The sequence below is a fragment of the Mesorhizobium carmichaelinearum genome, assembly GCF_900199455.1.
Lineage (GTDB): Bacteria > Pseudomonadota > Alphaproteobacteria > Rhizobiales > Rhizobiaceae > Mesorhizobium > Mesorhizobium carmichaelinearum.
The window spans coordinates 62813-73953 of sequence record NZ_FZQR01000024.1; the positions used below are offsets into that span (position 1 = coordinate 62813).

Annotated in this window: 10 protein-coding genes; 3 read left to right on the forward strand and 7 right to left on the reverse strand. The window is 66.2% G+C overall.

Going from position 1 to position 11141, the window contains the following annotated elements; all coding sequences use genetic code 11:
• Positions 1–133: 133 nt before the first annotated feature.
• The 6 genes from CKW40_RS33590 to CKW40_RS33615 all read right to left on the reverse strand — a co-directional run bounded on the left by CKW40_RS33590 (position 134) and on the right by CKW40_RS33615 (position 6801).
• Entirely contained in the window at positions 134–1027 is an 894-nt protein-coding gene (locus CKW40_RS33590) for a sugar phosphate isomerase/epimerase family protein (RefSeq protein WP_095204026.1), read from the reverse strand.
• A gap of 69 nt (positions 1028–1096) precedes the next feature.
• Entirely contained in the window at positions 1097–2035 is a 939-nt protein-coding gene (locus tag CKW40_RS33595) for an ABC transporter substrate-binding protein (protein WP_095204027.1), read from the reverse strand.
• Between the two features lie 80 nt (positions 2036–2115).
• Positions 2116–3105, reverse strand: a complete 990-nt coding sequence (locus CKW40_RS33600) for an ABC transporter permease subunit (RefSeq protein ID WP_095204028.1) — start codon at positions 3103–3105, stop codon at positions 2116–2118.
• Positions 3102–4646, reverse strand: a complete 1545-nt coding sequence (locus CKW40_RS33605; protein ID WP_095204029.1) for a sugar ABC transporter ATP-binding protein — start codon at positions 4644–4646, stop codon at positions 3102–3104. The genes CKW40_RS33600 and CKW40_RS33605 overlap by 4 nt, the downstream gene beginning before the upstream one ends.
• On the reverse strand, positions 4643–6022 hold the full coding sequence (locus CKW40_RS33610) for an FGGY-family carbohydrate kinase (protein WP_095204030.1): 1380 nt from the start codon (positions 6020–6022) through the stop codon (positions 4643–4645). The genes CKW40_RS33605 and CKW40_RS33610 overlap by 4 nt, the downstream gene beginning before the upstream one ends.
• Complete coding sequence (locus tag CKW40_RS33615) at positions 6019–6801, reverse strand: DeoR/GlpR family DNA-binding transcription regulator (protein WP_095204031.1); 783 nt, start codon at positions 6799–6801, stop codon at positions 6019–6021. Before CKW40_RS33615 ends, CKW40_RS33610 begins: the two co-directional genes overlap by 4 nt.
• Before the next feature lie 182 nt (positions 6802–6983).
• On the opposite strand from CKW40_RS33615, the gene CKW40_RS33620 reads away from it, so the two are divergent.
• Genes CKW40_RS33620 through CKW40_RS33630 form a run of 3 tightly spaced genes read left to right on the forward strand, consistent with a single transcriptional unit; the run spans position 6984 to position 10165 of the window.
• Complete coding sequence (locus CKW40_RS33620; RefSeq protein ID WP_095204032.1) at positions 6984–8027, forward strand: class II aldolase/adducin family protein; 1044 nt, start codon at positions 6984–6986, stop codon at positions 8025–8027.
• Between the two features lie 15 nt (positions 8028–8042).
• Complete coding sequence (locus tag CKW40_RS33625) at positions 8043–9317, forward strand: FGGY-family carbohydrate kinase (protein WP_095204033.1); 1275 nt, start codon at positions 8043–8045, stop codon at positions 9315–9317.
• The gene (locus CKW40_RS33630; RefSeq protein ID WP_095204034.1) at positions 9314–10165 is read left to right on the forward strand and encodes a TIGR01459 family HAD-type hydrolase; all 852 of its coding nucleotides are present in this window, start codon (positions 9314–9316) and stop codon (positions 10163–10165) included. The genes CKW40_RS33625 and CKW40_RS33630 overlap by 4 nt, the downstream gene beginning before the upstream one ends.
• Here the strand turns inward: CKW40_RS33630 and CKW40_RS33635 are convergent.
• The coding region (locus CKW40_RS33635; protein ID WP_244571392.1) for a sugar-binding transcriptional regulator at positions 10152–11141 on the reverse strand (990 nt) is incomplete at its 5' end. The genes CKW40_RS33630 and CKW40_RS33635 overlap by 14 nt on opposite strands.

An 11141-nucleotide genomic window follows, 5' to 3' on the forward strand; every position in this document is an offset into this window, starting at 1 on the left:
CTTCAGATTCCTATGTCGCTGAGGTCGGATAGCCGATGCATAGGACGGGAGCAATGCATGCGCGCGATGATAACGAGCGGCGTTTGCGCATCCAGGCAGCACGACCTGGATAGTCCCGCGGCCCGCGGCCGCCCTATGGCTTATGACGGGCCGAGACGAGTTCCGCCTTGCGCCGCGCCGTCTCCAGCCCGAGGCCGATGAAGGTGCGCGCGTGCTTGGCGAGCGCCATATTGTCGGTCCACAGATTGCGCCAGATGGCGGTCTTCTTCGACAGGTTCTCGTCGACGATCTCCGACGAGAAGGATTCGAAGCTGAGATCGTCGGCATAGCCGATGGCGGTCAGCGCATCGAATATCCCCGCGAAGTCGATATTGCCGGTGCCGAGGAAGCCGCGATGGCTCTCGCCGATATGGACATAGCCGATCTTGCCGGCGGCGTGGCGGATGGCCAGCCCGACATCGGCTTCCTCGATGTTCATGTGGAATGTGTCGAGATGCAGGAAGATGTTGTCCGAACCGGTGTCCTCGATGAAGGCCAGTCCTTGCGCGGCGGTGTTGAGCAGATTGCTTTCGAAGCGGTTGACGATTTCGAGATTGAGCGTGACGCCGGCCGCCTTCGCCGTCTCGGCGACCTTGGCCAGAGTTCCGGCGCTGCGGTTCCACTGATCGCGCGTCGGCGCTTCAACCTGCAGGCCGTGGCTGGCCGACAGAATGCCGGCGACCTTGCTGCCGCCAAGGTCGCGCGTCAGCGCGATGGTCTGGTTGAGGATCTCGACGCCGCGCGCGGCGACCGCCTTGTCGGCGCTCGATATGTCGCCATCACCAGGCAATCCGATGCTGATCGCCACGCCGAGGCCGAGATCGGCGATGCGCTTGGCGAGCGCGCCAATGTCGACATCTGCCGGGTCGAGATAGGAGAATTCGATCAGGTCGAAGCCGGCCTCCCTGGTGTTGGCCAGCGTGCGTTCGAGCGCGCTCTGCGCCGAGCTTGCCGACCAGACGAAAGAATGGATTCCGATACGCGCCATGATCGTCTCCGGTTTGTGGCGATGGTAATGGGCGCGGCCGGATAAGTCCGGCCGCGCTTGTTGCAGTGATCAGCGGGCGGCGGTCCAGCCCTTGTAGTCCTTCAGGTTCTCGGCGGTGATCAGCTTGGGATCGAGCAGGACGGTCGGCTCCGCCGGCTTCTTGCCGGCGAGCAGCTCCGCCGCCATTGTCAGCGACTGGCCGGCCATCACATAGGGATCCTGCGACGCCGAGGCCTTGATCATGGAAGTGCCGGAAGAAAGCTCCTTCTCGATATCCGGCGCGCCGTCGACCGCGGTGAAGATGAACTCGGAGCGGTTGAGCTGCTTGGCGGCGAGCTGGGCGCCGATCGCCGTCGGATCGTTGATGGCGAACACCGCGTCGATCTTGTCGAAGCGGGTGAGCAGCGACTGGAACACTTTCAGGCCGCCGTCGCGCGAGCCTTCGGCGTTCTGGTCGTCGGACAGGATCTTGATGTCGGCATGCTGCGAAAGCACGTTCTTGCAGCCCTTGACCCGCTCCAGGATCGACGACGATGCCGGACCGTTGAGGATGACGTAGTCACCCTTGCCGCCGGTATGATCGACCAGATACTGGCAGGCCTCCTCGCCGGCCTTGACGTTGTTGGTCATCACCGTGACGTCGGCGCCCGGCGCCGAAACGTCGAAGGCGGCAACGATGATGCCGGCAGCCTGTGCCTTCTTCACCGCCGGCGCGATCGCCTTGGCATCGACTGCGTTGAGCATGATCACGTCGACGCCGGCGGCGATGAAGGAATCGACCTGCGAAACCTGCTTGTTGAGGTCATAGTCAGCCGACACCGACGTGACCTCGACTTTCGGATTGATCTTCTTGGCCGCGTCCTCGATGCCCTTGATGGTGGCGACGAAGAAGGGATTGCCGAGCAGGCCGACCGAGATGCCGACCTTGTTGAGGTCCTTGGCCGATGCCGGCGCGATGGCGACGGCCGCGAACGCGGCGCCGCAGAGCAGTTTGGCGATGATCTTCATTACGCTTACTTCCTCCTGATGCACCGCGCCTCTCGCGGTGCGTTACACAAGCCGGTCGTTGATGCCGGCGACCAGGTCACTCACGTTCTTGCCCCTGCCTGGAGCCGGTAGCGGTCGAGGGCGACCGCCACGATGATGACCAATCCCTTGATGATGTACTGCCAGATGTCCGAGACACCGGCCAAGATGAGCCCGTTGGACAGCACCGCGATGATCAGGCCGCCGATCAGCGTGCCCCAGATCGAACCGACGCCGCCGACGAAACTGGTACCGCCAAGGATGACGGCAGCGATGGCGTCGAGTTCGTAGGACTGGCCGAGCTGCAGGCCGTTGGCGGCATAGAGCCGCGCCGCCGACATGGCGCCACCGAGGCCGGCGAGCAGGCCGGACACGCCATAGACGAAGAGCAGCACCAGCGGCACCTTGATGCCGGTCAGCCGCGCCGCCTCGGCATTGCCGCCGACGGCATAGATCCAGGTGCCGAGCACGGCGCGTTTGAGCACCAGCCAGGACAGCACCACGACCGACAGCGCGATGACGACCAGCCACGGGATGCCAAGCAGCGAACCATTGCCGATGAAGTCGAATGGCAGGTCGGAGTTGAACACGGTCGTGTCCTGCCCGAGCAGGCGGGCAATGCCGCGCACGGCCGTCAGCGACCCCAGCGTGACGATGAAGGGCGGCAGCCTGATATAGGCGACGAGCAGCCCGTTGATGAGCCCGAAGCCAAGGCCGGCCAGGATGGCTGCAGGCACACCGAGCAGTCCCCAATCTGGCACCAGCGACACCAGCACCGCCACCATCGCCGCGGCGGCGAGGATGGAGCCGACCGACAGGTCGATGCCACCGGTCAGGATGACGAAGGTCATGCCGGCGGCCAGCACGATGTTGATCGACGATTGCTGCGTGACGATGAGCAGATTGGTCTCGGTGAGAAAGCGGGGATTGATGAACTGGAAGCCGGCCGCCAGCAGCACCAGCACCGGCAGCATGCCAAGCGCGGCGAAGGCAGTGCGCAGCCGCCGGCTCCTGACCGTCTGATCCGCGCTGGTCATCGTTTTGTCGGTCATTCCTGGGCCGCTCCCGTCGCAAGTTCCATGATCGCTTCCTGGCGCAGCGGCTCGCCTCCGGATGCCGTCACCTCGCCTGCTATGGCGCCATCGCGCATCACCAGCACGCGATCGGCGACGCCGATCACCTCGGGCAATTCGCTTGAAATCATCAGGATGGCGATGCCGCTGTTGGCGAGATTGTCGATCAGGCGGTAGATTTCCGACTTGGCGCCGACGTCGACGCCGCGGGTCGGTTCGTCGAGGATGACGACCTTCGGCTCGGTCTCCAGCAGCCGGGCGAGCAGCACCTTCTGCTGGTTGCCGCCCGACAGCGAGCCAGCATTGGCCTGCGCCGAGCGGGTGCGGATCGACAGGTCCGCAATGGCCTTTGCCGCGCGCCTTTCAGCGGCCGCGAAGTCACGCAATCCGCCGGCCCGGGCGTCCCTGGCCAGCACGCCCATGCTGATGTTGTCGGAGATCGACATGTCGAGGAACAGGCCGAGTTCCTTGCGGTCCTCGGTGAGGTAGGCGATGCCGGCATCCAGCGCCTCGCGCGGCGAGCCGATGGAGATCGGCTTGCCGTCGAGTTCCAGCGTGCCGGCGCTGCGCCTGTCGGCGCCGAAGATCAGCCTTGCGAGTTCGGTACGGCCGGAGCCGACGAGACCTGCGAGAGCCAGCACCTCGCCCTTGTGCAGGTCGAACGAACAGTTCTTCAGCAGGCGCCCGTCGGACATACCGCGCACCGAGAGGGCGATGGCGCGCTTCGCGTCCGGCGGGCGATGATCCTTCTTGTAGAAGGCGGAGAGATCGCGGCCGACCATCATCGACACCAGCCGCGAGGCGTTGAGGTCCGCGCGCTCCAGCGTGCCGACATAGCCACTGTCGCGCAGCACGCTGACACGGTCGGCGAGCTGGTAGACCTCCTCCATGCGATGGCTGATGTAGATGATGGCGATGCCCTGTGCCTTCAGCGTCGCGATCACTTCGAACAGGCTGTCGGTCTCGCGCGAGGTCAGCGACGTCGTCGGCTCGTCCATGACGATGATGCGCGCATTGGTCGACAGCGCCCGCGCGATCTCGACCAGTTGGCGCTCGCCGAGCGACAGGCTTGAGACCAGCGCACGCGCCGAGAAGGAGACGCCGAGCCGCGCGATGATTTCGTTCGCCCGCCGGCTGCATTGGTCGCGGTCGACGATGCCGAAGCGCCGCGGCTCGTTGCCGAGGAAGATGTTCTGCGCCACCGTCAGGTTTGGCGCCAGCGACAGCTCCTGATAGATCACCGCGATGCCGGCGGCGCGCGCCTTGATCGGATCGCCGGTCGCGGCGGGCACGCCATCGATCAGGATCTCGCCACCGGCATCCGGCCGATAGGCGCCCGACAGCACCTTCATCAGCGTCGACTTGCCGGCGCCGTTTTCGCCCATCAGCGCGTGCAACTCGCCGGCACGGACGGTGAGCGAAACATCCTGAAGCGCGCGGATCGCGCCGAAGGTCTTGGAGATGTGGCGCATCTCCAGCACCGGCTGGCGGATCGCCTGCGTCTGAGCGGTCGCTGTCATCGTGCACCACCCGCCGACTTGACGGCGGCGCCCTGCCCGCCAACGTGATCGCGCCAGGCGTCGCGATAGCCGGCAAGGCCGCCGAAACGTGCCGCCTGCACCGGCTCCGGCGCCTCGGCGGCGAAGTCGCGCCCGACGCTCTCGAAAGCGAGCGCCGCCGCGCCCATGGCGCTGCCTTCCAGCGAGGCGCCCTGCAGGAAGGCCTGGCCGGGACGCAGTTCAGCCAACAGTCCGGCAAGCAGGCCGCCAGTGTTCAGCCCGCCGTCGACGATGACGGTCTCTTGCGAATGGATTAGGTCGAGGCAGAGATCGACCATCAGCGCCACGTAAAGCAGCGCCACTGCCGCGCGTTCTCCGGCATCGGGCGTGCGCCCGACCAGCCGGCCGGCATGGTCCGGCATCGGCCCGCCCGGCGCGAAACTCGGCAGCGCCATGATGCCGGCGTCGATCGCCTGCTGTAGCGAGCCATGCGGGATCGCGCCTTGCCAGCCGCCGCTGATGGCAGCGAATTCGCGGCCGCCCATGAAACGGATGGTCGGCACCGGGCCGCCGTCGACATCGACATTGACCAGCATGTCGCGGTCACGGTCGAGCACTTCCAGCGGGCAGTCGGGATTGAGCACGACGACCCAGGTGCCGGTCGACACCACGGTCAGCGGGCCAAGTTTCTGGCGGCGATAAGCATGCAGGGCCGCATTGGAGTCGTGGACGCCGTTATGGATGGAGATCGGCCGTGCCGCGTCACCAAGATGCCGCTCGCCGATGACCGCGCCGGCACGCTCGAAGGCCGGCATCTGGCCGCGCCACCCCTCGGCATTGACCAGCGAGGAAAAGTCTTGGCTGCGTGGCGCCCACAAATGCGAATGGCAGCCGAGATAGGATACTTCCGAAACCGGCCTGCCGCCGAGCCGCCAACTCCAGTATTGGGGATAGCCGAGGATCGATGTCGCCGCCGCGAATGCGTCTGGATCGACCTCCTGCAGCCACAGCATGTGACGGCCATAATTGAAGCCGAGCGGCAGGCGGGGCGAGAACGTTTCGGCAAAATCCGGAATGCGGCGATCGATCCGGGCGGCGATTTCGGCCGGCGGCTCCTGCTCATAGTCGAGGATTGGATGCGTCAGCGCCGTGTCGTCCACCAGGGCGAAGGTGCAGCCATGGCCCGACACCATCACCCCTTCGACGCCATGGTTTTCGACCGCATCGGCGAGGGCACCGAGCGCCCAATCATGGAGGCCGGCCTCGTCGAGCACGCTGAAGCCGTTTTGGCGCACCCATTTCGGCTGGGTCCGGCGCTCGTCCAGGATGCGTCCGTCCTGGCCGAAGACGAACAGCTTCGAATTGGTCTTGCCGAAATCGAGCACCGCCACTTTCACGGAACGGCTCCCGAGGTGGAGGCAATCCGCACCATGACACCGGCATCTTCCAGCATGCGCGCATCGGCATCCGAAAGGCCGTCATCGGTGATCAGCGTGCCGATGCGCGACAGCGGCAGGGCGACATTGCGCGCGTGGATCGACAGTTTGCGGCTGTCGGCCAGCACCACGATCTGGTCGGCGCAGAGGCTGAGGTCGACAATGGAGCGCACCAGCAGCGGATGCGATTCCAGCAGCCCTTCCTGGTTGAGGCCTTGCGCGCCGAGAAAGAATTTCGAGGCGTAGAAGGGCGTCGCCGGGGTCAGCGAGTGGATGATGCCTGGTTCGCGATGCAGGTCGCCGCCGGCAACCGTCAGGCTGCAATGGCCATGGTCGCTGAGATAGGCCGCGAGCGGCATCGAATTGGTGTAGAGGCGGATGTTGCGGTCGGCGAGCTTGACACCGAGATGGAAACACGTCGAGCCGCCGTGGACGATGACCGCGTCACCGTCGCGCACCATGGTCGCCGCGACAGCGGCGATCTGCCGCTTGGCCTCGACCGCGAGGTCGCGATTTTCGTCATAGGGCCGGGCATAGGCGACGCCCGCTTGCGAGGCGCCGTCAAGCGCCGAGATGCCGCCATAGACCTTGCGCGCCTCGCCGGCTTCGTCGATCCGGTCGATGTCGCGCCTGACCGTCGCCGCCGAAACGCCAAGCCGCTCCTGCAGCTCGCGCACCGAGGCGAACGGGCGGTCCCGCAGCAGTTCGACGATCTGACGCTGGCGGCCGGAATCGCTCAACTGTTTCCTCCCAATGCCATTTTTCCACGGCAATTGGTGCAACTTACTCAACATCAGTTAGATTGCAAGCCAGTTTTGACGATAGTAGATCACCGTTGACGTAGATCACTCATATCTGCGATATCAGCGCCAACGGCGGCCCGGGCGACGGGTTTTCGTGCAAGCGTGTAAGGAAAGGCGCCATGGCAACCCAAGCTGACGCGCAGGAACTAGCGGCCTTGCGGGCGCTTTCGGCCAGCATCGGGCTCAACCCGCATATGACCCAGGCGGCAGGCGGCAACACCTCGCTCAAGGCCGGCGACACGCTGTGGATCAAGGCCTCCGGCACCTGGCTGAAGGATGCGCTGAGCGACGACATCATGGTGCCGGTGGCGATGGCGCCGCTGCTCGAGGCGGTCGAAGAGCGCGATCCCGCCGCCGACACGCCGCAGGCCTTCGCCATCGAGGAACTCAACCCGCGCGGCCTGCGCCCGTCGATCGAGACCACGGTGCACGCCTTGATGCCGCAGCGTGTGGTGCTGCATGTGCATTGCGTCGACACGATTGCGCTTGCCGTGCAGGCCGATGGCGAGGCCGAGGTCGCCAGGCGGCTCGCCGGCATCGAATGGGCCTATGTGCCCTATTTTCGGCCCGGCTTGCCGCTTGCCCGTGGCATTGCCGAGAAACTGCGGCCTGGTGTCGATGTGTTGATCCTCGGCAATCACGGGCTGGTCGTTGCCGCGGAAACCGTCGGCGAGGCGGAGCGTCTGCTCCGCCGCGTCCGCTCGCTGCTGGCGCGGCCGGCGCGCGCGACCGCCGCGCCCGATCTTGCCGCCCTGACGGCGCTTGCCGGCGGCAGCGCCTACCGATTGCCGACGGATGTCGAAGCGCATGCGGTCGCGCTCGATCCGCAAAGCCGACGCATGGCGGAGGCCGGCAGCCTCTATCCGGACCATGTCATCTTCCTCGGTCAGGGCTCGGTCGTGGCAAGGCCTGGCGAAGATGCAGCCAGTGTCACCGCGCGGCGCGGCACCGCCCCCATGGCGATCCTGTTTCCCGGCGCCGGTGTGCTGATGCGCGGCGACGCCAGTGCCGGGGCCGACGCCATGCTACGTTGCCTCGCCGATGTCACGGCACGCGTCGATGCCGCGGCACGATTGAACTATCTCACCGCCGCCGAGAACGACGAACTGGTCAATTGGGACGCCGAGCAGTATCGCCAGAAGCTGAATGCCGCCGGCGGCTAGCAAAGGATTGAAGACATGATGCCCCTCGTCATCGGCATCGACATTGGCACGTCGGGCGCGCGCGCCGTTGCCATGCGCCCGGATTTTTCCATTGCCGGCCAGTCCGCCGTTCGGCTCGACAGATTCGGCCAAGATCCCCGCGCCCCTTCGGCGTGGTGGCAAACGGTGCAGGCGGCTCTGACGGAACTGCTTTCGGGCATCGATCGCGCCGAGGTCCGCGCCATCGCCGTCGACGGCACGTCGGGCACGCTGCTGCCGGTCGACGCCGCGGGGCGGCCGCTGGCCGAACCGCTGATGTACAACGACAAGGTCGACGACGGTGACATCCTGGCCGCTGTCGCCCGAGAAGCGCCGGAAGCGAGCGCCGCGCACGACGCGACTTCCGGCCTCGCCAAGGCGTTGCGGTTCCAGCATCTGCCCGGCACCGCAGCAATGCTGCACCAGGCCGACTGGATCGCTGGAAACCTGTCCGGCCGCTTCGATGTCAGCGACGAGAACAATGCGCTGAAGACAGGCTATGACGTCGAGGCACGCCGCTGGCCGGACTGGATCGCAGCGACCGGCATGCGCATGGATCTGCTGCCTGATGTCGTCGAGCCGGGCGACGTCACCGGCATCCTCACCGCGGCCGCCGCGGAACTGTTCGGCCTGCCGCGCGATGTGGCCGTGGTCGCCGGCACCACGGATGGCTGCGCCTCGTTCCTGGCGACGGGCGCCACGGCCGCCGGCGACGGCGTCACGGCGCTGGGATCTTCGCTGACCATCAAGATCCTCTCCGACCGGCCGATCTCGGCGCCGCGCTTCGGCATCTACAGCCATCGCCTCGGCGACGCCTGGCTGGCGGGCGGTGCGTCGAATTCCGGCGGCAAGGTGCTGGCGCAGCATTTTTCGCTGGCGCGGATCATCGAGCTGAGTACCGCGATCGACCCCACGATAGAAACCGGGCTCGACTACTATCCGCTCGGTACGGCTGGCGAGCGCTTCCCGGTCGCCGATCCCGCCCTGCCGCCGCGCCTTACCCCAAGGCCGGCTGACGATGCCGACTATCTCAAGGCGATGTTCGAGGGCATGGCCGCGATCGAGGCACTCGGTTACCACAGGCTGGCCGAACTCGGCGCACCGGTGCTGACCTCGGTCAGGAGCGTCGGCGGCGGCGCGGCAAATGCGGCCTGGACGGCGATCCGCCGGCGCAAGCTCGGCGTCGATTTCCTGCCCACGCTTTCCGACGAGGCGGCCGCCGGCACGGCGCGGCTGGCGCTGAAGGGTGCAAGCAAGGCAGGACTCCTATGAGCGCGAAAAACATCGAACACCTCGACGGCATCGGGCCGCTGGCGGAGCGCTACCAGACCTTCCTGCTCGACCAGTTCGGCGTGCTGCATGACGGCCAGGCTCCCTATCCAGGCGCGGTGGAGGCATTGTCGGCACTGAAGCGCGCCGGCAAGACAGTGGTGCTGATCTCCAATTCCGGCAAGCGCGCCAGGCCAAACGAGGACCGCCTGCTGAAACTGGGCTTCGCAGCCGGAAGCTGGGACCATTTTGTCTCCTCCGGCGAGGTGGCGTGGCGGTCCTTCAATGACAGGGCGGCATCGGGAAAGCTGCGCCCGGGGACAAAGTGCCTGCTGATCAGCCGCGACAATGACCGCACGGCGATCGAAGGCCTGCCCTTCGTGCTGACCGAGGCCGGTGAAGACGCCGAGCTGGTGCTGATCTCGGCCAGCGAGGGCGACCGCCATGACCTCGACCATTATCGCGAACTACTTGCCCGGGCAGCGACGCGGCAGGTACCGTGCTTCTGCACCAATCCCGACAGGATCATGCTGACGGCGGTCGGCCCCCGCTTCGGCGCCGGCGAGATCGCCGATCTCTACGAAAGCCTGGGCGGCGACGTCACCCGCATCGGCAAGCCCTATCCGGCGATTTTCGATGCCGCCCTGGCGTTGGCCGGCGAGCCGGACCGCGGCAGCGTCGTCTGCGTCGGCGACAGCGTCGAGCACGACATAGCGGGCGGCAACGGTGTCGGCATCGCCACGGCGCTGGTGCTCGGCGGCATATTGGCCGACACACCGGATCTCGCCGCCGTTTTCGACGAGCAGCAGGCCTGGCCCGACTACATCACGGGATCCTTCAGCTTGCGCTGACCGCCTCGAGCATGCGCCTGGCGCTTTCCTCGTCGGTGATCAGGATCGTCGGCGCGATCAAATTCATGGCGCCGAGCAGCGCCTCGGTCTTCTCCTCGCCGCCGGAGGTCAGGATGCGGATTGGCGCCGCGCGCAGACGGTCGACCTCCACCGACATCACATGGCTGTTGACGGGATGATCGACCAGATCGCCATTGCGGTCGAAGAAATGGAACAGAAGGTCGCCGACGGCGCCGCGCTCGAGCAGGGCCTCCCGGTCCGCTTCCCTGAGAAAGCCGCCGCGCGAGAAGGTGGTGGCCGAAGCAATGCCACCGACGCTCAGCAGAACGGCATCGAGCACGTTGGCCATTTCAAAAACCTCCTGCAGGCCGCAGCGCTCGACCAGCGCGATCTTGGTCTCGACGCTGTCGACGACGGCCGGCGTTGGGATCAGATAGCCGTCGCCCTGGAAGATCTGGGCGAAACGCCAGGCGAACTCGGCCGGGTTGTAGCGCCGCACGACCCCGACACCGCCAAGCAGCGAGATGACCTTGAAGTCCGTGAGCGATTTGGCGCTGATGAAGGGCAGGCTGGAGAACAGCGTCCGGCCCCAGCCGACGCCGACGCGCATGCCTGACTTCATTGTGTCGGACAGGAAACTCCCGGTCTTGGCGCTGATCGCCGGGATCGGATCGGCATTGGGCGCGGTGAGCGGCGCCACCAGCGCCTGCTGCAGGCCGAACGTCCGCTCCAGCGCGCGCTCCAGCCGTACAATCTCCGACAATTCGCTCTCGATGGTGATCTTCACCTCGTTGCGCGCCCGCGCCTCGGCCAGCATGCGCACGATGGTGACGCGACCGACGCCGAGCACGTCGGCGATCTCGTTTTGCGTCATCTGTTCGACGAAATACATCCAGGCGGCGCGGATCCTGAGGCGGTCCGTCCGGCTTTCACTGGCGACCTGCTCGGTCGCTTCGACCCCCGCCCGCCCCTCTTC

Coding starts and splice junctions, on each gene's coding strand:
- CKW40_RS33595 (WP_095204027.1), bottom strand. CDS start 2,035: ATGAAGATCATCGCCAAACTGCTCTGCGGCGCCGCGTTCGCGGCCGTC.
- CKW40_RS33630 (WP_095204034.1), top strand. CDS start 9,314: ATGAGCGCGAAAAACATCGAACACCTCGACGGCATCGGGCCGCTGGCG.
- CKW40_RS33625 (WP_095204033.1), top strand. CDS start 8,043: ATGATGCCCCTCGTCATCGGCATCGACATTGGCACGTCGGGCGCGCGC.
- CKW40_RS33620 (WP_095204032.1), top strand. CDS start 6,984: ATGGCAACCCAAGCTGACGCGCAGGAACTAGCGGCCTTGCGGGCGCTT.
- CKW40_RS33605 (WP_095204029.1), bottom strand. CDS start 4,646: ATGACAGCGACCGCTCAGACGCAGGCGATCCGCCAGCCGGTGCTGGAG.
- CKW40_RS33600 (WP_095204028.1), bottom strand. CDS start 3,105: ATGACCGACAAAACGATGACCAGCGCGGATCAGACGGTCAGGAGCCGG.
- CKW40_RS33590 (WP_095204026.1), bottom strand. CDS start 1,027: ATGGCGCGTATCGGAATCCATTCTTTCGTCTGGTCGGCAAGCTCGGCG.